General features: G+C 62.4%; 24 protein-coding genes. 9 read left to right on the plus strand and 15 right to left on the minus strand.

The annotated features are described in order from the left end of the window. Positions 1-30 precede the first annotated feature (30 nt). From VQ575_RS23060 to lnt, 4 genes are read left to right on the plus strand one after another with little or no spacing between them, the layout of a single operon-like run. Positions 31-1,041 carry a PhoH family protein gene (locus tag VQ575_RS23060; RefSeq protein WP_039594073.1) on the plus strand — a complete coding sequence of 337 codons (1,011 nt, stop codon included), beginning with the start codon at positions 31-33 and terminating at the stop codon, positions 1,039-1,041. Continuing rightward, positions 1,034-1,492: an rRNA maturation RNase YbeY gene (gene ybeY, locus VQ575_RS23065; RefSeq protein WP_045157021.1), complete on the plus strand. Its 459-nt coding sequence runs from the start codon at positions 1,034-1,036 to the stop codon at positions 1,490-1,492. Before VQ575_RS23060 ends, ybeY begins: the two co-directional genes overlap by 8 nt. Before the next feature lie 39 nt (positions 1,493-1,531). After that, complete coding sequence (locus VQ575_RS23070) at positions 1,532-2,371, plus strand: HlyC/CorC family transporter (protein ID WP_039594071.1); 840 nt, start codon at positions 1,532-1,534, stop codon at positions 2,369-2,371. Positions 2,372-2,398: 27 nt separating this feature from the next. Next, a complete protein-coding gene (lnt, locus tag VQ575_RS23075) occupies positions 2,399-3,922 on the plus strand; it encodes an apolipoprotein N-acyltransferase (protein ID WP_325918478.1) in 1,524 nt (507 codons plus the stop codon). A gap of 85 nt (positions 3,923-4,007) precedes the next feature. Here the strand turns inward: lnt and VQ575_RS23080 are convergent, their stop codons facing one another. Continuing rightward, positions 4,008-4,769 (minus strand): YdcF family protein, encoded by a 762-nt coding sequence (locus VQ575_RS23080; protein WP_325918480.1) that lies wholly within the window; start codon positions 4,767-4,769, stop codon positions 4,008-4,010. Between the two features lie 103 nt (positions 4,770-4,872). Next, complete coding sequence (locus VQ575_RS23085; RefSeq protein ID WP_039594068.1) at positions 4,873-5,193, minus strand: hypothetical protein; 321 nt, start codon at positions 5,191-5,193, stop codon at positions 4,873-4,875. Positions 5,194-5,497: 304 nt separating this feature from the next. Between VQ575_RS23085 and leuS the strand changes: the two genes are divergently transcribed. The 5 genes from leuS to VQ575_RS23110 all read left to right on the plus strand — a co-directional run bounded on the left by leuS (position 5,498) and on the right by VQ575_RS23110 (position 11,601). After that, positions 5,498-8,104 (plus strand): leucine--tRNA ligase, encoded by a 2,607-nt coding sequence (leuS, locus tag VQ575_RS23090; RefSeq protein WP_039594126.1) that lies wholly within the window; start codon positions 5,498-5,500, stop codon positions 8,102-8,104. 90 nt (positions 8,105-8,194) lie between these two features. Beyond that, entirely contained in the window at positions 8,195-8,800 is a 606-nt protein-coding gene (locus VQ575_RS23095) for an LPS-assembly lipoprotein LptE (protein WP_039594067.1), read from the plus strand. Between the two features lie 54 nt (positions 8,801-8,854). Further along, positions 8,855-9,892 carry a DNA polymerase III subunit delta gene (gene holA, locus VQ575_RS23100; protein WP_039594066.1) on the plus strand — a complete coding sequence of 346 codons (1,038 nt, stop codon included), beginning with the start codon at positions 8,855-8,857 and terminating at the stop codon, positions 9,890-9,892. A gap of 149 nt (positions 9,893-10,041) precedes the next feature. Continuing rightward, positions 10,042-10,206 carry an alternative ribosome rescue factor ArfA gene (gene arfA, locus VQ575_RS23105; RefSeq protein ID WP_030140368.1) on the plus strand — a complete coding sequence of 55 codons (165 nt, stop codon included), beginning with the start codon at positions 10,042-10,044 and terminating at the stop codon, positions 10,204-10,206. Between the two features lie 72 nt (positions 10,207-10,278). Then, a complete protein-coding gene (locus VQ575_RS23110; RefSeq protein ID WP_325918481.1) occupies positions 10,279-11,601 on the plus strand; it encodes a lytic murein transglycosylase in 1,323 nt (440 codons plus the stop codon). 108 nt (positions 11,602-11,709) lie between these two features. On the opposite strand, the gene VQ575_RS23115 is transcribed toward VQ575_RS23110, so the two are convergent. From VQ575_RS23115 to VQ575_RS23175, 13 genes are all read right to left on the minus strand, one after another. Next, entirely contained in the window at positions 11,710-12,642 is a 933-nt protein-coding gene (locus tag VQ575_RS23115; RefSeq protein ID WP_325918482.1) for a S66 peptidase family protein, read from the minus strand. A 766-nt stretch (positions 12,643-13,408) separates the two neighbouring features. Then, complete coding sequence (lipA, locus tag VQ575_RS23120) at positions 13,409-14,431, minus strand: lipoyl synthase (RefSeq protein WP_039594324.1); 1,023 nt, start codon at positions 14,429-14,431, stop codon at positions 13,409-13,411. Position 14,432: 1 nt separating this feature from the next. Next, positions 14,433-15,080, minus strand: coding sequence for a lipoyl(octanoyl) transferase LipB (gene lipB, locus VQ575_RS23125; RefSeq protein ID WP_039594323.1), 648 nt, complete (start codon positions 15,078-15,080; stop codon positions 14,433-14,435). Further along, positions 15,080-15,355 carry a DUF493 domain-containing protein gene (locus tag VQ575_RS23130; RefSeq protein WP_039594322.1) on the minus strand — a complete coding sequence of 92 codons (276 nt, stop codon included), beginning with the start codon at positions 15,353-15,355 and terminating at the stop codon, positions 15,080-15,082. The genes lipB and VQ575_RS23130 overlap by 1 nt, the downstream gene beginning before the upstream one ends. A gap of 82 nt (positions 15,356-15,437) precedes the next feature. Then, positions 15,438-16,595: a D-alanyl-D-alanine carboxypeptidase family protein gene (locus VQ575_RS23135; protein WP_039594321.1), complete on the minus strand. Its 1,158-nt coding sequence runs from the start codon at positions 16,593-16,595 to the stop codon at positions 15,438-15,440. A gap of 170 nt (positions 16,596-16,765) precedes the next feature. After that, positions 16,766-17,791, minus strand: a complete 1,026-nt coding sequence (locus VQ575_RS23140) for a septal ring lytic transglycosylase RlpA family protein (RefSeq protein WP_045157030.1) — start codon at positions 17,789-17,791, stop codon at positions 16,766-16,768. Then, entirely contained in the window at positions 17,791-18,801 is a 1,011-nt protein-coding gene (mltB, locus tag VQ575_RS23145; RefSeq protein WP_039594319.1) for a lytic murein transglycosylase B, read from the minus strand. The genes VQ575_RS23140 and mltB overlap by 1 nt, the downstream gene beginning before the upstream one ends. A 17-nt stretch (positions 18,802-18,818) precedes the next feature. After that, entirely contained in the window at positions 18,819-19,922 is a 1,104-nt protein-coding gene (gene rodA, locus VQ575_RS23150) for a rod shape-determining protein RodA (protein WP_045157031.1), read from the minus strand. Positions 19,923-19,953: 31 nt separating this feature from the next. Further along, the gene (gene mrdA / locus VQ575_RS23155) at positions 19,954-21,849 is read right to left on the minus strand and encodes a penicillin-binding protein 2 (protein ID WP_039594317.1); all 1,896 of its coding nucleotides are present in this window, start codon (positions 21,847-21,849) and stop codon (positions 19,954-19,956) included. A 10-nt stretch (positions 21,850-21,859) separates the two neighbouring features. Continuing rightward, entirely contained in the window at positions 21,860-22,327 is a 468-nt protein-coding gene (rlmH, locus tag VQ575_RS23160; protein ID WP_007937439.1) for a 23S rRNA (pseudouridine(1915)-N(3))-methyltransferase RlmH, read from the minus strand. Positions 22,328-22,336: 9 nt separating this feature from the next. Then, on the minus strand, positions 22,337-22,831 hold the full coding sequence (gene rsfS / locus VQ575_RS23165) for a ribosome silencing factor (protein ID WP_039594315.1): 495 nt from the start codon (positions 22,829-22,831) through the stop codon (positions 22,337-22,339). A gap of 71 nt (positions 22,832-22,902) precedes the next feature. Next, positions 22,903-23,574 (minus strand): nicotinate-nucleotide adenylyltransferase, encoded by a 672-nt coding sequence (nadD, locus tag VQ575_RS23170; RefSeq protein WP_162488984.1) that lies wholly within the window; start codon positions 23,572-23,574, stop codon positions 22,903-22,905. A 28-nt stretch (positions 23,575-23,602) separates the two neighbouring features. Continuing rightward, on the minus strand, positions 23,603-24,874 hold the full coding sequence (locus VQ575_RS23175; RefSeq protein WP_325918484.1) for a glutamate-5-semialdehyde dehydrogenase: 1,272 nt from the start codon (positions 24,872-24,874) through the stop codon (positions 23,603-23,605). Between the last annotated feature and the right edge of the window lie 117 nt (positions 24,875-24,991).

A 24,991-nucleotide genomic window follows, 5' to 3' on the forward strand; every position in this document is an offset into this window, starting at 1 on the left:
TTAATTGCCCCTGGGCGGCTAAAAACGACCTTGAACGCACCCATCGAACCACATCGTTTCATTCTCGAGCCCTTTGAGGCTCGCCGCTTCGCCAATCTGTGCGGGCAATTCGACGAGCACCTGCGCTTGATCGAACAGCGCCTGGCCATCGAGATCCGCAACCGCGGAAACCAGTTCGAACTGATCGGCGACCCCAAGCACACCACCTCCGCGGAAAACCTGCTGCGCCGTCTCTATCGGGAAACCAAGGCGAGCGAGCTGTCTCCGGACATGGTCCACCTGTTCCTGCAGGAATCGGCGGTCGAAGAGCTCGACAACCACGCCCCAGCGGAACCTGCCGTGGCCCTGCGCACGAAAAAAGGCATGATTCGCCCTCGCGGCTTGAATCAGCAGCGCTACGTGAAGGAAATCCTCGGCAACGACATCAACTTCGGCATCGGCCCGGCCGGTACCGGCAAGACCTACCTGGCCGTGGCTTGCGCCGTCGATGCGCTGGAGCGTGAACAGGTTCGCCGCATCCTGCTGGTGCGCCCCGCCGTCGAAGCCGGTGAAAAACTCGGCTTCCTGCCCGGCGACCTGACCCAGAAGATCGACCCATACCTGCGCCCGCTCTACGACGCGCTGTATGAAATGCTCGGCTTCGAATACGTCGCCAAGCTGATCGAGCGCCAGGTCATCGAAGTCGCGCCGCTGGCCTACATGCGCGGCCGGACCCTGAACAACAGCTTCATCATCCTCGACGAAAGCCAGAACACCACCGTCGAGCAGATGAAGATGTTCCTGACCCGGATCGGCTTCGGCTCCACCGCTGTCATCACCGGGGACATCACCCAGGTCGACCTGCCCCGAGGCACCAAGTCCGGGCTCAACCATGTAATCCAGGTCCTCAAGGACGTGCCAGGCATCAGTTTCACGCACTTCATGCCCAAGGACGTCGTGCGCCATCCATTGGTGCAGCGCATTGTCGAAGCCTACGAGCGTTTCGAGCAGCGCGCCGATGAAAATTCGGCCGAAAGCAAAGGCAATCGCCACAATGCTTGAACTCGACTTGCAAGTGGCCTGCGAACACCCCGCCCCCAGCGAAGCGCAGTTCCGCCAATGGTGCGAACTGGCCCTGCGCCAGCGCAGCGCCGACTCGGAGCTGACGATCCGCCTGGTGGACGAAGCCGAAGGCCGGGAGCTGAACCACACCTGGCGGCAGAAGGACTACGCCACCAACGTGTTGTCCTTTCCCGCCGACGTACCCGATGAACTGCTCGACATACCGCTGCTGGGCGACCTGGTGATCTGCGTCCCGGTGGTGGAGCGCGAAGCGGCGGAACAAGACAAGGCCCCCGAGGCCCACTGGGCCCATCTGGTGATTCACGGCTGCTTGCATCTGCTGGGTTACGACCATATAGAAGATGACGAAGCCGAAGAGATGGAAGCACTGGAACGAACGTTGCTTGCCGAGCTGGGTCATCCCGACCCGTATGCCGGCGACGAACACTGATACATCAACTGTAACGACAAAGGATTCAGAGTAATCGCTATGAGCGAAGATCGATCGACCAACGGGCAGAAGTCATGGCTGGGCAAGCTCACCCAGGCTTTTGCCCATGAGCCGAAAAACCGCCAGGAGCTGCTGGAGCTGCTGCGCGATGCACACCAGAACAAATTGCTGGACAGCGAAGCGCTGGCCATCGTCGAAGGCGCCATCCAGGTGGCTGACCTGCAAGTGCGCGACATCATGGTCCCGCGCTCGCAGATGGTCAGCATCAAGGCGACCCAGACTCCCCGCGAATTCCTGCCCGCCGTGGTCGACTCCGCTCACTCGCGCTATCCGGTCGTTGGCGAGAGCCATGACGATGTCATGGGCGTGCTGCTGGCCAAGGACCTGCTGCCGCTGATCCTCCAGGAGAACGGCGACAGCTTCAACATCAAGGATTTGCTGCGTCCGGCCACGTTCGTGCCCGAGTCGAAGCGCCTGAACGTGCTGTTGCGTGAATTCCGCGCCAACCACAACCACATGGCCATCGTCATCGACGAATACGGCGGCGTGGCCGGGCTGGTCACCATTGAAGACGTGCTCGAACAGATCGTCGGCGACATCGAGGACGAGCACGATGTCGAGGAAGACAGCTACATCAAGCCACTGCCCAGCGGTGATTTCCTGATCAAGGCCCTGACGCCGATCGAAAACTTCAACGAGTTCTTCGACAGCGAATTCTCCGATGATGAGTTCGACACCGTCGGCGGCCTGGTGATGAGTGCTTTCGGCCACCTGCCCAAGCGCAATGAAACGACGGAGATCGGCTCCTGGCGCTTCCGCATCCTGAATGCCGACAGCCGCCGGATCCATCTGCTGCGCCTGTCACCCATTGGCCGATAACCCTTTCAAGACCCGCTAAGGACAAAAATGCGCTGGATAACCCGCCCCGGCTGGCCCGGTAACCTGCTGGCCGTGGTGGCTGGCGCGATCACCACCCTGGCCCTGGCGCCCTTTGACATCTGGCCGCTGGCATTGCTGGCGGTCGGGTTGTTCTATGCCGGGCTGCGTGAGCTTTCACCGCGCCAGGCCTTGGGTCGTGGCTGGTGCTTCGGTTTTGGCCTGTTTGGCGCCGGCACCAGTTGGATCTACGTCAGCATCCATAACTTCGGCGGCGCCTCGGTGCTGCTCGCCGGCTTCTTGATGCTGCTGTTCATCGCCGCCATCGCCTGGTTCTTCGCCCTGCCCGCCTGGCTCTGGGCGCGCTGGTTGCGCCGTAACGAGGCGCCATTGGCCGATGCCCTGGCCTTCGCCGCGCTGTGGTTGGGCCAGGAAGCGTTTCGTGGCTGGTTCCTGACAGGTTTCCCTTGGCTTTACTCCGGCTACAGCCAGCTCGACGGCCCGCTCGCCGGCCTCGCGCCGCTGGGAGGTATGTGGCTGATTTCCTTCACACTGGCCCTGACCGCCGCATTGCTCTACAACGCGCCCCGGTTGCTGCGTTCCGGACGCAAGGCCTTTATCGTCGCGGGCGTGGCGTTGCTGATCGGCCCATGGGCGGCCGGCATCGCGCTCAAAGGACACGCCTGGACCAGCCCTTCGGGCGATCCGCTGAGTGTCGCGGCGATCCAGGGCAACATCGAACAAAGCATGAAGTGGGATCCCGAGCAGCTCAACGCGCAACTGGCGCTGTATCGCGACATGAGTTTCACCTCCAAGCGCGTCGATCTGCTGGTCTGGCCGGAAACCGCCGTGCCGGTCTTAAAGGAATCGGCCCAGGGCTACCTGGACATGATGGGCAGTTTCGCCGCCGAGCGGCGTTCAGCGCTGATCACTGGCGTACCGATTCGCCAGGAAGTGCGCCACGAAAAACGCTACTTCAATGGCATCACCGTGACCGGCGAAGGTGACGGCACTTACCTGAAGCAAAAGCTGGTGCCTTTCGGCGAATACGTGCCATTGCAGGATCTGCTGCGTGGGCTGATTGCCTTTTTCGACCTGCCGATGTCGGATTTCGCCCGTGGCCCGGCTGACCAGCCATTGCTCCAGGCCAAGGGTTACCAGATCGCGCCGTTCATTTGTTATGAAGTGGTGTACCCGGAATTCGCCGCCAGTCTCTCAGCGAGAAGCGACCTGCTGCTGACCATCAGCAACGACACCTGGTTCGGCACCTCGATCGGCCCGCTGCAGCACCTGCAAATGGCCCAGATGCGCGCCTTGGAGGCCGGCCGCTGGATGATTCGCGCCACCAACAATGGCGTGACCGGCCTGATCAACCCCTTCGGCCAGATCACCGCACAGATCCCACAGTTCCAACGCGGCATTCTCTATGGCGAAGTGGTGCCGATGCACGAACTGACGCCGTACCTGCAATGGCGCTCGTGGCCGCTGATCGTCCTGTGCGTGTTGCTGCTGGGCTGGGCGTTGGTGGCGAGCCGGATGGCCAAGACGGTTTAACTCGTTCCCCATGTGAATGAAAACCCTGTGGCGAGGGAGCTTGCTCCCTCGCCACAACAGCTATCACTTCGCTCCACGCGGTGTGTCAGCGATAGAAAAACCAATACCCCACCAGCCCCGCCGCCTCGTTCATCAACTGCCCGGATTGCCAGATCGCCTTGAACTCCGGCATCCAGCCACCCAGTGGCCGGGCGTTGTCCTGACCCAGGAACCCGACAGGCGCCGGCACCACTTCAAAACCCGAACGCTCGAAACTCCAAACCGCCCGCGACATGTGCCAAGCCTGGGTGACCACCACGACTCGCTTGATACCTGCGGGCAGCAGGATCTCGGCGCTCATCTGGGCGTTTTCCCACGTGGTGCGGCTACGCTCTTCCTGCCAACGCACGGTCACGCCGAAATCATCGAACATCGAGTCGGCCATCAGCTTCGCCTCGCTGGGCGGGGTTCCGTAGTGCAAGCCGCCGCTGGTGAGCACCGGCAGCCCGGACGCCTTGGCCAGCCGCGCCGCGTAACGCTGTCGCTCCAGGCCGATGCCGGTGGGCTGGTCGGCGCCCCAGGCCAGGTCGCCGCGCTCACGACCGGAACCCAGCACCACAATGGCATCGGCACGCTGGGCCAGGGTCGTCCATTCTCCAGGCAGCAGGGGCGGTTCACGCTCCAATGCCTTGGCGCTCCATTGCACCATCACCGGCAGGCTCATCAACCAGAAACCACCCAGCCCCACGGCAAAACACCAGCGGGCCAGGCGCGGCCGTGAGTTGCGCCACCACCAGGCGAGCGCCAGCAGCAACAAAAGAATGCCGGGCGGCAATAAAAGTTGTTTGATGAAATAGCGAAATGGCATCGGGCATCTCCATAGATGCCCGAAGCCTAGGTGGGTTGCCGAAAGGCGACAACAGATTCTAAAAATCTCGAATCAAAAAAAAGCGACACGCGTGAATCCGGCTCTACTTGAACTGCAGTGACCGGACCTTTACAGCATCCTTATCAGGCGTCCGGTCCTTGAGCCATACAACCTTGGCCGAACGGGGCGCATCGAGACGCTTGTTTGCCTGGGGCCCGATTGCGGGGGCCTGGTGCCCGACCTGCTCCAGGTAGGCCTTGACCAGTTCGAACTCTGCGGGGCTCAGGCCGCGTAGCTCCAGCTCTGCCGGACGTTCATCACGCAAGCGACCGGCGGTTCTTGCAGCGTCCAGGGCCACCCCGAGACGATCGATCAGTTTTTCATATAACTCAGGTGTAGCGACTTTTCGTTGTGATTCAACCATCCCTCACCTCATTGAAGATAAGACTCACTCCCCATTGAGAAGCTTAGCTTCGCTGGGCAAACCGGCAGGACGCCGCGACCAACGGCCCTGGACGCCCGTCGTCGCCACGGGTGTGGCGCAAGCTTCGCGAGGGTCCGGCAGCAATCAGGGTTTCCCTCGGCAGAGCGCGGTCATGTATGCTACGGCGCTTCCTGTAACTCCACTTCCAGCTTGGCTGGGCATCGAAAACGCCGCATTCGGCGTCATCAGCGTCCAGCATGGCAACGAAGAGGATTGGGCCACCCCATTCAGTACAAAAGTAGCCATGCACGAACACTACCAGCCCCGTGAAATCGAAGCCGCCGCCCAGTCGTTCTGGGACGAGCAAAAGTCCTTTGAAGTCAGTGAACAGCCAGGCAAGGAGACATACTACTGCCTGTCGATGTTCCCTTACCCCAGCGGCAAGCTACACATGGGGCACGTGCGCAACTACACCATCGGCGACGTGATCTCCCGCTACCAGCGCATGCAAGGCAAGAACGTCCTGCAACCCATGGGTTGGGACGCCTTCGGCATGCCGGCGGAAAACGCCGCGATGAAGAACAACGTGGCGCCCGCCAAGTGGACCTACGAAAACATCGCCTACATGAAGACCCAGCTGCGCAGCCTGGGCCTGGCGGTGGACTGGTCCCGCGAAGTGACCACCTGCAAGCCCGACTACTACCGCTGGGAACAGTGGCTGTTCACCCGCTTGTTCGAAAAAGGCGTGATCTACCGCAAGAACGGCACCGTGAACTGGGACCCGGTGGACCAGACCGTGCTGGCCAACGAGCAGGTGATCGACGGTCGCGGCTGGCGCTCCGGCGCGCTGATCGAAAAGCGCGAGATCCCGATGTACTACTTCAAGATCACCGCCTACGCGGATGAACTCCTGGAGAGTCTCGACGAACTGACCGGCTGGCCCGAGCAGGTCAAGACCATGCAGCGCAACTGGATCGGCAAGTCCCGGGGCATGGAAGTGCAGTTCCCGTACGACGTCGCCTCCATCGGCGAAGCCGGCACCCTGAAAGTCTTCACCACCCGCCCCGACACACTGATGGGCGCCACCTACGTGGCCGTCGCTGCCGAGCACCCGCTGGCGACCCTGGCGGCACAGAACAACCCCGAGCTGCAGGCGTTCATCGCCGAATGCAAGGGCGGCAGCGTCGCCGAAGCCGACGTCGCCACCCAAGAGAAGAAAGGCCTGCCGACTTCGCTGTTCGTCGAGCACCCGCTCACCGGCGAGAAACTGCCGGTGTGGGTCGCCAACTACGTGCTGATGCACTATGGCGACGGCGCCGTGATGGCCGTGCCGGCCCACGACGAGCGTGATTTCGAATTCGCCCACAAGTACAACCTGCCGGTCAAACCGGTCGTGCGCACCAGCGCCGGAGACCAGACCCCGGCACCTTGGCAGGACGCCTATGGCGAACACGGCGAGCTGATCAATTCCGGTGAGTTCAACGGCCTGGATTTCCCCGGCGCGTTCGATGCCATCGAAGTGGCCCTGATCAAGAAGAACCTCGGCGCCTCGCGTACCCAGTTCCGCCTGCGCGACTGGGGCATCAGCCGCCAGCGCTACTGGGGCTGCCCGATCCCGATCGTGCATTGCGACACCTGCGGTGACGTACCGGTGCCGGAAGACCAACTGCCGGTGGTCCTGCCGGAAGACGTCGTACCCGACGGCGCCGGTTCGCCCCTGGCACGCATGCCCGAGTTCTACGAGTGCAGTTGCCCGAAATGCGGCGCACCGGCCAAGCGTGAAACCGACACCATGGACACCTTCGTCGAGTCCTCCTGGTATTACGCACGCTATGCCTCGCCACACTTTGAAGGTGGCCTGGTGGAAAAATCGGCGGCTGACCACTGGTTGCCGGTGGATCAGTACATCGGCGGCATCGAACACGCCATTCTGCATCTGCTCTACGCGCGCTTCTTCCACAAGCTGATGCGCGACGAAGGCCTGGTGAGCTCCAACGAGCCGTTCAAGAACCTGCTGACCCAAGGCATGGTGATCGCCGAGACTTACTATCGTCGCGAAGCCAACGGTGCCTACACCTGGTTCAACCCGAGCGACGTCGAACTCGAACGCGACAGCAAGGCCAAGGTCATCAGCGCCAAGCTGATCGCCGACGGCCTGCCGGTGGAAATCGGCGGCACCGAGAAAATGGCCAAGTCGAAGAACAACGGCGTCGACCCACAGTCGATGATCGACCAGTTCGGCGCGGACACCTGCCGCCTGTTCATGATGTTCGCCTCGCCACCCGACATGAGCGCGGAATGGTCCGACTCGGGCGTAGAAGGCTCGCACCGCTTCCTCAAGCGCGTCTGGCGCCTGGCGCAAGCCCACGTCACCCAGGGCCTGCCGGGCAAACTGGACGTCACCAGCCTGAACGACGAGCAGAAAGCCGTGCGTCGTTCGATCCACCTGGCCATCAAGCAGGCCAGCCATGACGTCGGCCAGAACCACAAATTCAACACTGCCATCGCCCAGGTGATGACGCTGATGAACGTGCTGGAGAAAGCTGCCCAAGGCACCGAGCAGGATCGCGCACTGATTCACGAAGGCCTGGAAGCCGTGACGCTGCTGCTGGCTCCGATCACGCCGCACATCAGCCACGAGCTGTGGAATCGACTGGGTCACGCCGACCCGGTGATCGACGCCCGCTGGCCGCTGGTGGACGAGAGCGCGCTGGTGCAGGACAGCCTGACCCTGGTCATCCAGGTCAACGGCAAGCTGCGCGGGCAGATCGAAATGCCGGCCGCCGCCACTCGCGAGGAAGTCGAAGCCGCTGCACGGGCCAACGAAAACGTGCTGCGCTTTGTCGATGGCCTGACGATTCGCAAAGTGATCGTCGTGCCCGGCAAGCTGGTCAACATCGTCGCAAGCTAATTGGATCGGGCGCCAGGCTCGAGCCTGGCGCCGAATACAACCTGCGGGGTCGCGTGGTCGACCCCCATAGGGTTCAAGGGGAGCAACAAGATGATCAAACGTAATCTGCTGGTAGTGGGCCTGGCCGTCCTGTTGAGCGCCTGCGGCTTCCAACTGCGCGGCACCGGCACCACCGAGCTGGCGATCAAGGAACTGGACCTCAGCGCACGCGACGCCTACGGCGATACCGTGAAAATGCTGCGCCAGACGCTGGAGAACAGCGGCGTGAAGGTCTACACCGGCGCGCCGTACAAGCTGGTGTTGGCGAGCGAACAGCAGAGCCAGCGCAGCCTCAGCTATGCCGGCGCTGGTCGCTCGGCCGAGTATGAGCTGACCAACGTCCTGAACTACGAGATTCGCGGTCACAACGACCTGTCGCTGCTGAACGACAAGCTTCAGGTGCAGAAGGTCTACCTGCATGACGGCAACAACATCACCGGTTCCGACCAGGAGTCTGTCGAAGTGCGTGGCGAAATGCGCCGTGAACTCGTGCAGCGCATGATGCTGCGCCTGCAACAGCTGAGCCCGGCCCAACTGGACCAACTGCAACAGACCGCCGACGCCCGTGCCAAGGCAGAGGCCGAGGCGCTGGAAGCGGCACGCAAGGCTGAGGCGGAAACCCCGCAGCAGTCGCCGATGCAAATCCCTGCCCAATAAGCCTTGCGGGGGCGCTCCGGCGCCCCGCTTGCCTTCTCTCCTGAACAGCGCCCTATGAAACTGGCCCCCGCACAACTCGGCAAACATCTGCAAGGCGCCCTCGCGCCGGTCTACATCATCAGCGGCGATGACCCGTTGCTGTGCCAGGAAGCCGCCGACGCGATTCGCTCCGCTGCGCGCCAGCAGGGTTTCGACGAGCGCCAAGTGTTCGCCGCCGACGCCAGTTTCGACTGGGGCACGTTGTTGCAGGCCGGGGCAAGCATGTCGCTGTTCGCCGAAAAACGCCTGCTGGAACTGCGCTTGCCCTCGGGCAAACCCGGTGACAAAGGCGCCGCCGCACTGATCGAATATTGCTCGCGGCCCGCCGAAGACACGGTGCTGCTCATCAGCCTGCCGAAACTCGACGGCAGCGCGCAGAAAACCAAATGGGGCAAGGCGCTGGTCGAAGGCCCACAAACCCAGTTCGTGCAGATCTGGCCGGTGGACGTCAGCCAGTTGCCGAGCTGGATTCGCCAGCGCCTGTCCCAGGCCGGCCTCTCGGCCAGCCAGGATGCGGTCGAGCTGATTGCCGCCCGGGTCGAAGGCAACCTGTTGGCCGCCGCCCAGGAAGTCGAAAAGCTCAAGCTGATGGCCGAGGGCGGGCAGATCACCGTGGAAACTGTCCAGGCCGCCGTGGCCGACAGCGCCCGCTTCGATGTCTTCGGGCTGACCGACGCAATCCTCAACGGCGAAGCCGCCCATGCCCTGCGCATGCTCGAAGGCCTGCGGGGCGAAGGCGTCGAGCCACCAGTGATCCTCTGGGCCCTGGCTCGGGAGTTGCGTTTGTTGGCGAACCTGTCGCTGCAATACAGCCAAGGCGTACCGCTGGACAAGGCCTTCAGCCAGGCTCGCCCTCCGGTGTGGGACAAGCGCAAACCGCTGATGAGCAAGGCCCTCCAGCGGTATTCCGCATCGCGCTGGGCGCAATTGCTACTGGAAGCCCAGCGTATCGACGCGCAGATCAAGGGCCAGGCCGCCGGCTCGCCGTGGATGAGCCTCAGTCGGTTGTCGCTGTTGATGGCCGGTCAACGGCTGCCATTACCCGCCGAATGACCCGGCACCCGTGACGAGATAGCTTGCTCCCTCGCCACAAAAAGTTCTCCATTCAGATGACATATCCTGCACGACCCAGGGACTGGACAAATCCCCAGTCCTGTCCCATTATTTGCCTCGCGAAAACCATCCCCAAGAGAGATTGAATCATGAGCAAAAAGCCATCCAGGCATGGCCCCAACAAGGCCAAGTCCATCGTCGCCCAACCCCTGTTCCGCAGCCGCCAGGAACGGCCCGCCAAGGGCAAAGGCAGCTACCGCCGCGAAGCCTTCCAGTCTGACAACTGGGAGGCTTCTTGCTTTCTGGCGGCCTGAAACACCCGGACAAGCCCTACAGCCCTTTCGCATGTTAAGGTCAGCATCTGATTTGATTTTCTGGACCCGTGAATGCCCTTTTGTCTTCCTCGTGGTTGGCCCTTGCGCCAATTGATTGCCGCCACAAGCATTGTCCTGCTTGTCGCCTGCGCCGAAAAACCCACCGCCGCCGACGCCCAGCCGCTCCAGACCGCTCCCGTCGTGACAGCGCCAGCGATCGTGCCGCCTGTCATACCCACCGGGGATGACCTTGCCATCGCGCCCACCCAGACCTTTGCCGAATGGCAGGCCGGGTTTCGCAAACAGGCACTGGCCGCCGGGATTCGCGCCGACCTGTTCGACCGTGCATTTATCGGCGTCAGCCCGGACATGAGCGTGATCAAGGCTGATCGCAGCCAACCTGAATTCACCCGGCCGGTGTGGGAATACCTCGACGGCGCACTGTCACCCCTGCGGGTACGCAAGGGCCAGGCGCTGGTCCAGCAACACGCCGAGATCCTGCAAAGCATCGAACAACGCTATGGCGTCGACCGCCAGGCGCTGGTCGCGGTGTGGGGGATGGAGAGCAACTTCGGCCAGTTCCAGGGCACCAAGTCGGTGATCAACTCCCTGGCGACCCTGGCCTACGAAGGACGGCGTCCGGGCTTTGCCAATGCACAACTGATCGCCGCGCTGCAGATCCTGCAACAGGGCGATATCACCCCGGAAAAAATGCTCGGCTCCTGGGCCGGTGCCATGGGCCAGACCCAGTTCATTCCCACCACGTACAACACCCATGCAGTGGACTTCGACGGTGATGGGCGCCGCGACATCTGGGGCAGCTCTACCGACGCCCTGGCCTCGACCGCGCATTACTTGCAGAGCTCCGGCTGGCAGCGTGGCCAGCCGTGGGGGTTCGAAGTGCGGCTGAAGGAAGGTTTCAACTATCCGCTGGCCGACGGCACGATTCGCAAGCCCGTCTCCGAATGGCTGCAACTGGGGGTGAGCCTGCCCAACGGCGCCCAGCCACCGGCCGGCTCCGAGCAACTATCGGCGGCCCTGCTATTACCTGCGGGGTATCGCGGACCGGCGTTCCTGGTGCTTGACAACTTCCGCGCAATCCTCAAGTACAACAACTCTTCATCGTATGCGCTGGCGGTCAGCCTGTTGTCGGAGCGTTTCAGTGGCGCCGGGCTGATCGACGGCTCATGGCCCAAAGACGACCTGCCCCTGAGCCGCAGCGAACGCATCGAATTGCAAACCCTGCTGGGCAAGCACAACTACGACGCAGGCAACCCCGACGGCATCATCGGCGCCAACACCCGCAAGGCGATCCGCAGCGCCCAGCAGTCGTTTGGCTGGCCGGCGGACGGGTATCCGACGCACAAGTTGCTGGAGGCGTTGCGTAACCGTTGAATTGCCGCAAGGCGGCTACCGCTTTCGCGAGCAGGCTCGCTTCCACAGGGTTCCCAGTCAGCCTGTGGCAGAGCTTGCTCGCGATGACGGATGTGCAGACGCTAAAGACTAGCGACCGACCACCACATCCTGATCCAACACCAACCGCTTCTCCCCCGCATCCAGCGTCACCAACGCCCCCATGGGCAAGGTCAGGTTCGGGTCACAGTGTCCACTGCGCCAGCCGGACAGCACCGGAATGCGCAATGGCGCGAAGGTCTGCTTGAGCAACCGATTCAACGCCTCAAGATCCACCCCGGCCACATCACCTACCAAGACCCCGCGCAATTTCGCCAAGGTGCCGGCCAGGCGCAATTGGGTCAGCAGTCGATCGATGCGATACAGCGGTTCGTTAACGTCTTCGATGAACAGGATCACCCCTTCGGCGTCGATCTGATAAGGCGTGCCCATCGTCGCGGCGATCATCGAGAGGTTGCCGCCCTGCAGGCGTCCGTGGGCGATGCCTGGCTCGACGGTGACCAACGGGTAGGCGGCGGGGTGGCTCAGCAGGCTGCCGGCTTTCACCTGCCCACGTAGCAGGCTGAAGAACGAGGTGACGGTTGGGGGTTCCTTGTCGCCGAGGAGGTCAGCGTTGAGCAGCGGTCCGTGGAAGGTTACGAAGCCTGCGTAGCGGCTGATGGCCAGGTGCAGGGCGGTGATGTCGCTGTAGCCTACGAATGGCTTGGGGTTGCGGCGTATGAGGTCGAAGTCGATGCGATCCAGCAGCCGGGGGGTGCCGTAACCGCCGCGCAGGCAGATGATGGCTTTGATTTCTGGGTCGGCGAAGGCTGTGTGCAGGTCGTTGAGGCGTGTGTCGTCGCTGCCGGCGAGGTAGCCGTCTTTTTCGTAGACGCCTGGGAAGACTCGCAGTTCGTGGCCCCTTGCGCGCATCCATTGGGTGGCTTTTTCGGTGTCCAGGGGGGCGGGGCCGGCGGGGGCGATCACTCCGATCAGGCCTTCTTTCGGGAGTGCTGGGACGGGGTGGTGTGGGGTTAGGACCATGGGGTTCCCGGCTTTTTTTGATCGTGTGATCGTGTGATCGTGTGTATATCCGTTTTTTTTGTAGCGGCGGCTGGCGGTTCCGCTCTTACAGCGGGTCACTTTTGGAAGAGCGCCAAAAGTAACCAAAAGCGCTTTGCCCCACCACTCGGCACCTCGCCTAGGCTCGGTGTGCCCTCACTCCGGCATTGCTCCGTGGGCCGCCGCGAAGGGCCCTCCATGGCCCAGCGCGGCTATCCCGGCATCCATGCCGGGATGCCCACTACGCAATGCCTGCGTTCGGCCAGCGTGGTTTAACGGGGCGTCCAGATCAAGATCAAGATCCAAAGCAAAACAAAGCAAAAACGGGGGTATGTCCAATATCTAGGTGGCTGCGCCACCGCTATCGCGAGCAAGCACCGCTCCCACAGGAGTAACGCGGTCCCACCAAAAACCAGGTCGGCTCTAAGGCCGCCTCGCTTTGGCTTTTGATCTTGATCTGGGGCGCCCCGTTAACCACGATGGCCGAACGCAGGCATTGTGGAGTGGGTATCCCGGCATGGATGCCGGGATAGCCGCGCTGGGCCATGGATGGCCCTTCGCGGCGGGCCCACGGAGCAATGCCGGAGTGAGGGCATGCCGAGCCTAGGCGAGGCACCGAGTGGTGGGGCAAGAGCGTTTTGGTTACTTTTGCGCTTTTCAAAAGTGACCCGCCGTAAGGGCGGAACCAAAAGTAGCCGTTACCGAAGAAACGGATATACACACCACCCCAAAAACCAACGCTAAAAAATCAGGACCCGAGCAACTCAGCCTTGACCAACTTAGCCTGCTCATCAGCATGATACGAAGACCGCACCAACGGCCCCGAAGCCACGTTCTTGAACCCCATCTTGTACCCCTCCTCTGCAAACCAGGCAAAGGTATCCGGGTGCACAAACCGCTGCACCGGCAAGTGACTACGGGAAGGCTGCAGATATTGGCCCAAGGTCAGCATGTCGATGTCATGTTCACGCATGCGCTTCATGACCTCGATGACTTCCTCATCGGTCTCACCCAAGCCCAGCATCAAGCCGGACTTGGTCGGAATGTGCGGCATCATCTGCTTGAAACGCTGGAGCAAGGTCAACGACCACTGGTAGTCCGAACCCGGACGCGCGGCCTTGTACAGGCGTGGCACGGTTTCCAGGTTGTGGTTGAATACATCCGGCGGCTCGGCCGCGGTGATTTCCAGGGCGATGTCCATGCGGCCACGGTAATCGGGCACCAGGGTTTCCAGCTGCACGTTCGGCGACAGCTTGCGGATCTCGCGGATGCAGTCGGCGAAGTGCTGGGCACCACCGTCACGCAGGTCGTCGCGATCCACCGAGGTGATGACCACGTACTTGAGCTTCAGGTCGGCGATGGCGATGGCCAGGCTTTGCGGCTCGTTGGCGTCCAATGGCTTCGGACGGCCGTGGCCGACGTCGCAGAACGGGCAGCGACGGGTGCAGATGTCGCCCATGATCATGAACGTGGCAGTGCCGCCGGAGAAGCATTCGCCCAGGTTCGGGCAGGAGGCTTCTTCGCAGACGCTGTGCAGCTTGTGCTTGCGCAGCAGCGCCTTGATGCGGTCGACTTCCGGGGAAACCGGGATGCGCACGCGGATCCAGTCGGGTTTCTTCGGCAGTTCGGTGGTCGGGATGATCTTGACCGGGATGCGTGCAACCTTCTCGGCGCCGCGCAGCTTGACGCCGGCCTCTACCTTGGCACGCGGGGCCGGACGTTCGGTGACGTCCAGCGTCGGGATCATGGTTTGCACTGCATCAGTAGTCATATCAGTCGATTCCGCCCGTGAGGGTCGTCTGCTCAGCATAGTCGAGGTGTTTGACGAGCTGCGCGCGCAGCCGGGCACTTACCTCGGCAAATTCAATCGATCCTGTGTGATCGCGCAGCTGGGTCATCGCCAGCCCTGCGTAGCCACAGGGATTAATCCGTCGAAACGGCTCAAGATTCATGTCCACGTTCAGCGCCAGGCCGTGAAATGAACAGCCATGGCGGATACGTAATCCAAGGGAGGCAATTTTCGCCCCATCGACGTAAACGCCCGGCGCATCGGGCTTGGCCGCCGCGCCTACCCCGTAGCTGGCGAGCAGTTCGATCAGGCATGTTTCCATGCGGGTGACCAGCTCACGCACGCCGAATCCCAGCTTGCGCACATCCAGCAGCAGGTAGGCAACCAGTTGTCCGGGCCCATGGTAAGTCACCTGCCCTCCCCGGTCGACCTTCACCACCGGGATGTCGCCAGGCAATAACAGATGCTCGGCCTTGCCGGCCTGGCCCTGGGTAAACACCGGCGGGTGCTCCACCAGCCAGACTTCATCGTCGGCGGTAGTACCGCGTTCGTTCGTGAAGCGTTGCATGGCATGCCAGACCGGCTCGTAAGCCATCGTGCCCAGCTCGCGAAAGCCCAGCGTGCCAGCCATCACAACACCATGTGCACGAAACCGGTCGCTCGCAGATCGCTGTTGATGTCGTAGAGCTGTTCCTGGCCGGTGGCAATGATGTGCAACTGGATGGTCGTGTACTTGCCGTTGGTGCTCTGGCGCTCGGCCAGGGTCTTGTGGTCAACGGTGGCGTGTTTTTCAAGGATCGCGATGATCTTGTCCTTGAAGCCCACACCTGTGTCGCCGATAACTTTGATCGGGTAGTCCTCGCAAGGAAATTCGATCTTTGGCGCCTTTACTTCGGAATCTGTCATGGCGTAACGGCCTCGCAAGTCGTGGTAACGAACATGGCCCCGTGCCGCAAAGGAACGGGGCCATGCAGGTCAACACTTGAAATCAGTTGAACAAGCCGTAGAAGAATAGACGGATGCTATCCCACATGCGGCGGAAAATACCACCTTCCTCGACCGCGTCCAGCGCGATCAGGTCGGCGCTGTGCACCACTTTGTCGTCCAGTTTGACTTCGACTTTACCGATCACGTCGCCCTTGGCGATCGGCGCGGTCAGTTGCGGGTTCATGGTCATGCTGGCGGCGAGCTTCTTGAGCTGGCCTTTAGGCAAGGTCATGGTCAGGTCTTGGGCCAGGCCGGCCTTGACCTGGTTGGTCGAGCCTTTCCAGACCTGGGCCTGGGCCAGTTCGGTGCCCTTCTGGTAGAAGGTCTGGGTTTCGAAGAAGCGGAAACCGTAGGTCAGCAGCTTCTGGGTCTCGGCGGCGCGGGCCACTTCGCTGTTGGTGCCGAAGACCACGGCAATCAGGCGCATGCCGTCACGAACAGCCGACGACACCATGCAATAGCCGGCTTCCTCGGTGTGGCCGGTCTTCAGGCCGTCGACTGTCTTGTCGCGCCACAGCAGCAGATTGCGGTTGGGTTGCTTGATGCCGTTCCAGAAGAATTCCTTCTGGGAGTAGATGGCGTAGTGCGCCGGGTCTTCATGAATGATTGCCCGGGCCAGGGTCGCCATGTCGTGAGCCGACGAATAGTGCTCCGGGTTCGGCAGGCCGGTGGGGTTCATGAAGTGGCTGTTGGTCATGCCCAGGTCGGCGACGGTCTTGTTCATCATGTCGGCGAACGCGTCTTCGCTGCCGGCAATGTGTTCGGCCAAGGCGACGCTGGCGTCGTTACCGGACTGGATGATGATGCCGTGCAGCAGGTCGCTGACGGTCACTTGCGAACCGACCTTGATGAACATCCGCGAACCGCCGGTACGCCAGGCGTTTTCGCTGACGGTCACCGGATCGTTTTCGCCGATCTGGCCACGACGGATTTCCAGCGTGGCGATATAGGCGGTCATCAGCTTGGTCAGGCTGGCCGGTGGCAGACGCTGGTCACCGTTGTTCTCTACCAGCACCTCGCCGCTGCTGGCATCCATGAGCACAAAGGATTTGGCGGCCAATTGAGGGGGCGCCGGCATCATCTCGACCGCGAACGCGGCTGGTGAGAGGAGCAGCGGGACTAGCAGGCAAAGGCGTTTGGCAAAGGTGGTGATGTTCATCCGTCTCTCGAAATCGCTAATGGAAACTGCCCGGGGGCAATACTGAACAGGCAGCCTTCTAACGGGCCGCCGCGCATTATAGTTGCTCACTCACAACCCTTGCCGGGCTTTTGTTATTCGTAGAGCCAACAACCTGACCCGCTCGAACCGCAAGCGGGCCATCATTCAAATCATTCTGCGGTGACCAGGCTCGGCGAACCGAGATTGGCCAGGCGCACGCTGTTCTGCACCTGCTGGACCTCACCCGGAGAACCGATCGGCCCCAGGCGCACCCGATGCAGTGTCTGCTGGTTGCGCACGATCGAGCTGATGAACACCGGCGCGCTGACCATCGAGCTCAGCTTCGACCTCAGCAGCTCTGCAGCGTCCGGGTTGGCGAACGCGCCCACTTGAAGATACTGGCCAGACGCTGTTGCAGAAGCGTTTTTTTTTGCATCAATCTGCACGGGCACCACGGCCGCCGCGTGTTGCTGCGGCGGCGGCGTCCACTGCTCGACCGTACCGGTGGAAGCCGTCACGGTTGGCGCGGCATTCTGCGCCACTTTCGGCTCGTTGAGCATCAAAGGCGCCGGACGGCCGCGTTGGGCCCACCATTCCTGCGGATCGATGCCCTCGACCTTGACCCGGGCGGTGCCGGTTTCAGCGTAACCGAGCTTTTTCGCCGCCGCATACGACAAGTCGATGATGCGGTCGGAATAGAACGGCCCACGGTCGTTGACCCGCAGGATCACCGTCTTGTTGTTGTCCAGGTTGGTCACCCGCACGTAACTGGGCAGCGGCAGGGTCTTGTGGGCCGCGCTCATGCCGTAGAGGTCGTAGACCTCGCCATTGGCGGTGTTCTGGCCATGGAACTTGGTGCCGTACCAGGAAGCCGTGCCCGAGGCGACGTAGCGCTTGGATTCCGCCATCGGGAAATAGGTCTTGCCCAGCACCGTGTACGGGTTGGCCTTGTAGGGGCCGGTGTGCAGGGTCGGCGTGGCGTCGGGAATGCGCGAGACATCCACGTCCCACCATGGCGCGCCGTCCTTGTGGGCCCGGTTGATGTCCAGGCCCGGCGTCGCCCGCACGACGTTGGTGTTTTTCTGGGTCGGTGCGCGGCTGGTCGAACAACTGACGACCAGCAACGACAACGCCGCCAATGCCACCAGCTTGAGGGGCCTGGCTTTCAGGGGTTGATAGGTAGGCAATGCCTGCATTATTTGACGCCCCGTGCTTTGACCAGCTCTTCAGACAGTTGATATACAGCCATGGCGTACATCACGCTGCGGTTATAACGCGTAATCGCGTAGAAATTCTTCAGGCCCATCCAATATTCAGGGCCCTGCTCGCCTTCCAGGCGCATCGCGGTGACCGGCATGTCATCACGCAGCGCATCATGACTCGACCAGCCCAACGCTCGCAACTCCCCGACGGTTTTCGTCGGCTCGATGCCTTCGGTCAAGCCTTGGTCCACCTGCTCGCCACGCACCTCGGCCCGGCTGACCACCGGCTCGCCGGCTTCCCAGCCGTGACGCTTGAAGTAGCTGGCAACACTGCCGATGGCATCGGTCGGGTTGGTCCAGATATTGATGTGGCCATCGCCGTCGAAGTCCACCGCGTAGGCGCGGAAACTGCTGGGCATGAATTGTGGCAGGCCCATGGCTCCGGCGTAAGAACCCTTGAGGGTCAGCGGATCGACCTGCTCTTCACGCGCCAGCAGCAAGAACTCACGCAGTTCCTTGCGGAAGAACTCGGCGCGCGGCGGGTAATCGAAGCCCAGGGTCGACAGCGCGTCGATCACCCGGAAGTTACCGGTGTTGCGGCCAAAAAAGGTCTCGACACCAATGATCGACACGATGACCTGGGCCGGCACGCCGTATTCCTGCTCGGCCCGGGCCAGGGCCGCCTCGTGCTGGCGCCAGAAGTCCACGCCCCGGGCGATACGCGCCTCGGTGATGAACATGGGCCGGTATTCGCTCCACTGCTTGACGCGCTCGGCAGGCCGGGAAATCGCGTCGAGGATCGACTGCTTGCGCTCGGCCTCGCGGAATACACCCATCAGCTGCTCGCCGGCAAACCCGTAGTCACGGGTCATTTCACCGACGAATTCGGCCACTTGCGGCGAACCTTCGTATTCGCCCGCCAAGGCATGTGGCGCACCGCCCAGGAAGCCGACCAGGCCGACCCACGTCGCATATCGCGTCGACCAGCCACGCATTGCTTGCATTGAACTCTTCACCTTAATCAAACCTGCGCGATCCACTTGCGGTGGGTATGGATCGACATCAAAACCCCAAACGCTGACAGTAGCGTCACCAGCGAAGTTCCTCCGTAGCTAATGAATGGCAACGGCACCCCCACGACCGGCAGCAGGCCACTGACCATACCGATGTTGACGAAAACATAAACAAAAAACGTCATAGTCAGGCTGCCCGCGAGCAATTTGCCGAACAAGGTCTGGGCCTGGGCGGTGATCACCAGGCCTCGCCCGATCAATAGCAGATAGATCAGCAGCAGTACGCAGATGCCCACCAGGCCGAACTCCTCGCCCATCACGGCGATGATGAAGTCGGTGTGGCTTTCCGGCAGAAAGTCCAGGTGCGACTGGGTGCCCATCAGCCAACCCTTGCCGAACACACCGCCGGAACCGATGGCGGCCTTGGACTGGATGATGTTCCAGCCAGTGCCCAGCGGATCGCTTTCCGGATCGAGGAACGTCAATACGCGTTGCTTCTGGTAGTCGTGCATCACGAAATACCACATGGCAACCGACACCGGTACGGCGGCGGCGATCACGCTGAGGATCCAGCGCCAGCGCAACCCGCCCATGAACAGCACGAACGCACCGCCGGCCAGGATCAGCAGCGAAGTGCCCAGGTCCGGCTGGCGCACGATGAGGATGAACGGGATACCGATCAGCAACAAACTGATACACACATGCTTGAGTTGCGGCGGCAACGAGCGCTTGGCCAAGTACCAGGCGATGGTCGCTGGCATGATGATCTTGAGGAATTCCGAAGGCTGGAAACGGATCACCCCGGGGATGTTGATCCAGCGGGTGGCGCCCATGGCGTTGTGACCCATGATGTCCACCACCACCAGCAAACCCACGCCGACCACATAGGCCAGCGGCACCCAGCGCGCCATGAAGCGCGGCTCGAGTTGGGCGATGACGATCATCGACACCAGGCCGATGCCGAACGAGGTGGCCTGCTTGGCCAGTAGGTCCCAGTTCTTGCCACTGGCCGAATACAGCACGAAGAGGCTGCCGGCCGCCAGCGTCAGCAGCAGGATCAGCAACGGGCCGTCGATGTGCATGCGCTGCAGCAAGGTAGCGCGACGGCGCATCACATCTTCACTCGAGAGGATGCGGTCGAAATTATTCTTCACGGGCCGTAGCCTCCGCGCTGATCGGGCTTGCGAATTCGGGCTTGAGCTGGCCGTGCTCATCCAGCAGCCAGGCGTCCATGACCTGGCGCACCACCGGAGCGGCGACGCCGGAACCGGACTCACCGTTCTCGACCATGACCGAGACGACGATCTTCGGATCGTCGGCCGGCGCAAAGCCGACGAACAAGGCGTGGTCGCGGTGACGTTCCTGGACCTTGGAGCGGTCGTACTTCTCACCCTGCTTGATCGCCACGACCTGGGCGGTACCGCTCTTGCCGGCAATCCGGTATTGCGCGCCGATGGAAGCCTTGCGCGCCGTCCCTCGGGCACCGTGCATCACCTGTTGCATGCCGATGTTGACCTTCTGCCAGTCCGACGGATTGCGCAGGATGATATCCGGCACCGGGTCCGGGTCCACCGGCTTCTGGCCTTCGATGGTCTTGGCCAGGTGCGGGCGATACCACTTGCCCTTGCTCGCGACCAGGGCCGTGGCCTGGGCCAGTTGCAGCGGCGTGGCCTGCATGTAGCCCTGGCCGATCCCCAGGATCAGGGTTTCACCGGGGAACCAGGCCTGGCGGCGGGTAGCGCGCTTCCACTCCCGGGACGGCATCAGGCCCGGTGACTCTTCGAACATGTCCAGGGACACTTTCTGGCCGAGACCGAACTTGTTCATGTAGGACGACAACCGATCGATCCCCAGCTTGTGGGCCAAGTCATAAAAGTAGGTGTCATTGGAACGCATGATCGCCGTTTCCAGGTCCACGTAGCCGTCACCGGTGCGGTTCCAGTTGCGGTATTTGTGGTCGTAGTTCGGCAGTTGGTAATAGCCAGGGTCGTAGACGCGGCTCGACGCCGTGACCACGCCGGCATCCAACCCGGCAATCGCCACGGCCGGCTTGATGGTCGACCCCGGCGGATAGAGGCCGCGCAGCACGCGGTTGAACAGCGGTCGATCGATGGAATCGCGCAGCTCGGCGTAGGCTTTAAAGCTGATGCCGGTGACGAAAAGGTTCGGGTCGAAGCTGGGCTGACTGACCATCGCCAGGACTTCGCCGGTGTTGGGGTCCAACGCGACCACCGCGCCACGCCGACCGCCGAGTGCCGCTTCAGCGGCTTCCTGCAACTTGATGTCCAGGCTCAGGACGATGTCCTTGCCGGGAATCGGGTCGGTGCGCTTGAGCACGCGCAATACGCGACCTCGGGCGTTGGTCTCGACTTCCTCGTAACCTACCTGGCCGTGCAGCTCGGCCTCGTAGAAACGCTCGATGCCGGTCTTGCCGATATGGTGGGTGCCGCTGTAGTTGACCGGATCGAGGGTCTTGAGCTCTTTCTCGTTGATCCGCCCCATGTAGCCGACCGAGTGGGCAAAATGCGCCCCTTGGGGATAATGCCGCACCAGTTGCGCCACCACCTCGACGCCGGGCAGGCGGAACTGGTTCACGGCAATCAGCGCGATCTGCTCTTCGGTCAGCTCGAACATGATCGGCACCGGCTCGAAGGGGCGCCGGCCCTGGCGCATGCGCTTCTCGAAGATTGCCCGATCCTCGGGCGTCAATTGCAACACTTCGACAATCACGTCGAGGACTTTCTGCCAGTCGCCGGAACGCTCGCGAGTCATGCTCAGGCTGAAGCTGGGCCGGTTGTCCGCCACCACCACGCCGTTGCGGTCGAAAATCAGTCCGCGAGTCGGCGGAATCGGCTGCACGTGGACGCGGTTACTCTCCGACAGGGTCGAGTGGTACTCGTACTGGATGACCTGGAGGAAATACAGCCGCGCAATCAGCACGCCGATCAGCGCGACCACGGCAATAGCGCCGAACACGACGCGGCCCCGCACCAGGCGGGCGTCTTTTTCGTGGTCCTTGATGCGGATCGGCTGGGGCATGGGGGCAGGATTACTTGTGATAAGGGTGCCCGGACAAGACTGTCCAGGCACGATACAACTGTTCGCCGATCAGGATCCGCACCAGCGGGTGCGGCAACGTCAGGGGCGACAACGACCAGCGTTGATCGGCCCGCGCACAGACTTCCGGCGCCAGCCCTTCCGGGCCACCGACCATGAAGTTGACCGTACGCGAATCCAATCGCCAGCGATCGAGCTCGACCGCCAGTTGCTCGGTGCTCCAGGGCTTGCCGTGGACTTCCAAGGTGACAACGCGCTCGTTCGGCCCGACCTTGGCCAGCATGGCTTCGCCTTCCTGGCGGATAAAGCGCGCCACGTCAGCGTTCTTGCCGCGAGTGTTGAGCGGAATTTCCACCAGTTCCAGGGCCAGCTCGGACGGAAGACGCTTGGCATATTCATGCCAGCCTTCTTCCACCCACTTGGGCATGCGAGAACCGACGGCGATCAGGCGCAGTCGCACAGCGATCCCTTATTGCTGGTCTTTGTTGAGCTTGGTGAAGTGCTCATGGGTGTTTTCCGGGCTGTGGTGCGCGGCACTGGCAGAGCGGCTCTGCTCGGCGCCGGCCCACAGACGTTCCAGGTCATAGAACTGGCGCGCCGAGGCGGTCATCATGTGCACGATGACATCGTCCATGTCCAACAGGACCCAGTCGCTGTCGCCCTTGCCTTCTTCACCCAGCGGCTTGACGCCCTGGGCCTTGACCGCTTCGCGGACCTTGTCCAGCATCGCGCCGATCTGGCGGTTGGAGGTACCGGTGGCGATGATCATGTAGTCGGTGATGCTCTGCTTCTCGCGAACGTCGATCACCTGGATGTCCTGGGCCTTGACGTCTTCCAGGGCCGCCACGGCCACCTTGACCAGCTCTTCGCCGGACAGCGCCACGCCGGTGTGCGCTTCTACCGGCAGCGGGGCGCTCTTGAAGGTGCCCTTGCGCTTTACTTTGTTCAGGTCTTTGTCAGTCATAAAAAACTCGTTTTGCTCATGTGTTCGGCTGCTCGGTACACGTGGATTCGTGTCGGCGGAGCACGCCTTGTTCAGTTCGACGCACGGTACAGACCGTGCGCATCGATGTAGGCCAGGACCGCGTCGGGCACCAGGAAACGTACCGACTTACCGCTGGCCAGCAGTTGACGGATCTGGGTGGCGGATACCGCGAGCGGCGTCTGCCAGACGAATGCAATCTGTCCGCTCGGCCCCTTGAGGGCCAGCGGGTCGCTCACCGAGCGCGCCGCCAGCAGGTTGCGCAAGGCATCCGGCGGTTCGCTGTCGGCATCCGGGCGTTGCAGCACCAGGATGTGGCAATGCTGGAGCAACTCTTCCCAGCGATGCCAAGTGGGCAGGCCGCAAAATGCGTCCCAGCCCAGAAGCAGAAAAACCTGGGCATCGGCGGCCAGTTCGGCGCGCATCAGCTCCAGGGTATCAATGGTGTAGGACGGTTTGTCCCGCTGCAATTCGCGGGCGTCCACCACCAACGGCGCCACACCGGCCACCGCGCACTCGACCATCGCCAGGCGATCCCGGGCCGACACCTGCGGCGTATCCCGATGAGGCGGCCGGGCACTGGGTGTCAGGCGCAGCTCGTCGAGGGCCAGCGCGTCGGCGACTTCCAGCGCACCGCGCAAATGGCCGATGTGCACCGGGTCGAACGTACCGCCCAGGATACCGATGCGCTTTGGCGCGATCGCCGTCACAACGGGCATCGTCATGGAGGCCAGTGGGTCGAGGTCGCCCAAGTCAGGCCGGCTCCTGTCCGCGCAACTGGCCATCACCGACCACGATGTACTTCTCGCAGGTCAGGCCTTCCAGACCCACCGGGCCGCGGGCGTGCAGCTTATCAGTAGAAATGCCGATCTCGGCACCCAATCCGTATTCAAAGCCGTCGGCGAAGCAGGTCGGGGTGTTGATCATCACCGAGGCCGAGTCCACTTCCGCCACGAAACGCCGGGCTTCGCCCTGGTGTTCGCTGACAATCGAGTCGGTATGGTGGGAGCCATGGCGATTGATATGCTCGATCGCCTGGTTCAGGCCGTCGACCACGCGGATCGACAAAATCGGCGCCAGGTATTCGGTGTCCCAGTCTTCTTCCGTGGCCGCGACGGCCTCGATGATCGCCCGCGTGCGTTCGCAACCGCGCAGTTCGACGCCTTTTTCGCGGAACTGGGCAGCCATCGACGGCAGGAAATCCTTGGCTACGGCCTGGTCCACCAGCAGGGTTTCCATCGCGCCGCAGATGCCATACCGGTAAGTCTTGGCGTTGAAGGCAATGCGCTGGGCCTTCGGCAATTCGGCGTGGGCGCTGACGTAGACATGGCAAATGCCATCCAGGTGCTTGATCACCGGCACGCGGGCGTCGCGACTGACCCGTTCGATCAAGCCCTTGCCACCGCGCGGCACGATGACATCGACGAACTCGGGCATGGTGATCAGCGCGCCGACGGCCGCGCGATCGGTGGTTTCCACCACTTGCACGACGGCGGCCGGCAGGTTGGCTTCGGCCAGGCCGCGCTGGATGCACGCCGCAATGGCGCGATTGGAATGGATCGCCTCGGAACCGCCACGCAGGATGGTCGCGTTACCGGACTTCAGGCACAGGCTCGCAGCGTCGATGGTCACGTTCGGCCGCGACTCGTAGATGATCCCGACCACGCCCAGGGGCACGCGCATCTTGCCGACCTGGATACCCGACGGCCGATAGCTCATGTCGCGGATCGCCCCGACCGGATCCGGCAGTGCCGCGACCTGACGCAGACCGACGATCATGCCGTCGATGCGCGCCGGGGTCAGCGCCAGGCGTTCGAGCATTGCCGGTTCCAGGCCGTTGGCCCGGCCAGCGGCCAGGTCCAGCTCGTTGGCGGCGGACAACTCGGCGCGAGCAGCGTCCAGCGCGTTGGCGGCGGCCTGCAGGGCGCGGTTTTTCTGCGCGGTGCTGGCACGGCCGATGACGCGCGACGCTTCGCGGGCGGCGCGACCCAGGCGGGTCATGTAGTCAAGAACGGACTCAGTCATGGTCTGTGTGGTCTTGGCAAAGAGGAAAGCGGCAGATTATAGCTGTCGTAACCCTCGACTAACAGCATGGACTCGCAGCGGTGACCGGCGGAGGCGCAAAACAGGCCTCAATCGTGA

This window comes from Pseudomonas frederiksbergensis (genome assembly GCF_035751725.1).
Lineage (GTDB): Bacteria > Pseudomonadota > Gammaproteobacteria > Pseudomonadales > Pseudomonadaceae > Aquipseudomonas > Aquipseudomonas frederiksbergensis_A.

Excerpts from the sequence above, each read along its gene's own strand:
- arfA (WP_030140368.1), top strand. The coding sequence starts at position 10,042 with ATGAGCAAAAAGCCATCCAGGCATGGCCCCAACAAGGCCAAGTCCATC.
- lipB (WP_039594323.1), bottom strand. The coding sequence starts at position 15,080 with ATGGCTGGCACGCTGGGCTTTCGCGAGCTGGGCACGATGGCTTACGAG.
- leuS (WP_039594126.1), top strand. The coding sequence starts at position 5,498 with ATGCACGAACACTACCAGCCCCGTGAAATCGAAGCCGCCGCCCAGTCG.
- lipA (WP_039594324.1), bottom strand. The coding sequence starts at position 14,431 with ATGACTACTGATGCAGTGCAAACCATGATCCCGACGCTGGACGTCACC.
- mrdA (WP_039594317.1), bottom strand. The coding sequence starts at position 21,849 with ATGCCCCAGCCGATCCGCATCAAGGACCACGAAAAAGACGCCCGCCTG.
- ybeY (WP_045157021.1), top strand. The coding sequence starts at position 1,034 with ATGCTTGAACTCGACTTGCAAGTGGCCTGCGAACACCCCGCCCCCAGC.
- VQ575_RS23095 (WP_039594067.1), top strand. The coding sequence starts at position 8,195 with ATGATCAAACGTAATCTGCTGGTAGTGGGCCTGGCCGTCCTGTTGAGC.
- rodA (WP_045157031.1), bottom strand. The coding sequence starts at position 19,922 with ATGCGCCGTCGCGCTACCTTGCTGCAGCGCATGCACATCGACGGCCCG.
- VQ575_RS23175 (WP_325918484.1), bottom strand. The coding sequence starts at position 24,874 with ATGACTGAGTCCGTTCTTGACTACATGACCCGCCTGGGTCGCGCCGCC.
- VQ575_RS23085 (WP_039594068.1), bottom strand. The coding sequence starts at position 5,193 with ATGGTTGAATCACAACGAAAAGTCGCTACACCTGAGTTATATGAAAAA.
- holA (WP_039594066.1), top strand. The coding sequence starts at position 8,855 with ATGAAACTGGCCCCCGCACAACTCGGCAAACATCTGCAAGGCGCCCTC.
- VQ575_RS23135 (WP_039594321.1), bottom strand. The coding sequence starts at position 16,595 with ATGAACATCACCACCTTTGCCAAACGCCTTTGCCTGCTAGTCCCGCTG.
- nadD (WP_162488984.1), bottom strand. The coding sequence starts at position 23,574 with ATGACGATGCCCGTTGTGACGGCGATCGCGCCAAAGCGCATCGGTATC.
- rsfS (WP_039594315.1), bottom strand. The coding sequence starts at position 22,831 with ATGACTGACAAAGACCTGAACAAAGTAAAGCGCAAGGGCACCTTCAAG.
- VQ575_RS23115 (WP_325918482.1), bottom strand. The coding sequence starts at position 12,642 with ATGGTCCTAACCCCACACCACCCCGTCCCAGCACTCCCGAAAGAAGGC.
- lnt (WP_325918478.1), top strand. The coding sequence starts at position 2,399 with ATGCGCTGGATAACCCGCCCCGGCTGGCCCGGTAACCTGCTGGCCGTG.
- VQ575_RS23130 (WP_039594322.1), bottom strand. The coding sequence starts at position 15,355 with ATGACAGATTCCGAAGTAAAGGCGCCAAAGATCGAATTTCCTTGCGAG.
- VQ575_RS23140 (WP_045157030.1), bottom strand. The coding sequence starts at position 17,791 with ATGCAGGCATTGCCTACCTATCAACCCCTGAAAGCCAGGCCCCTCAAG.
- mltB (WP_039594319.1), bottom strand. The coding sequence starts at position 18,801 with ATGCAAGCAATGCGTGGCTGGTCGACGCGATATGCGACGTGGGTCGGC.
- VQ575_RS23080 (WP_325918480.1), bottom strand. The coding sequence starts at position 4,769 with ATGCCATTTCGCTATTTCATCAAACAACTTTTATTGCCGCCCGGCATT.
- VQ575_RS23070 (WP_039594071.1), top strand. The coding sequence starts at position 1,532 with ATGAGCGAAGATCGATCGACCAACGGGCAGAAGTCATGGCTGGGCAAG.
- VQ575_RS23110 (WP_325918481.1), top strand. The coding sequence starts at position 10,279 with ATGCCCTTTTGTCTTCCTCGTGGTTGGCCCTTGCGCCAATTGATTGCC.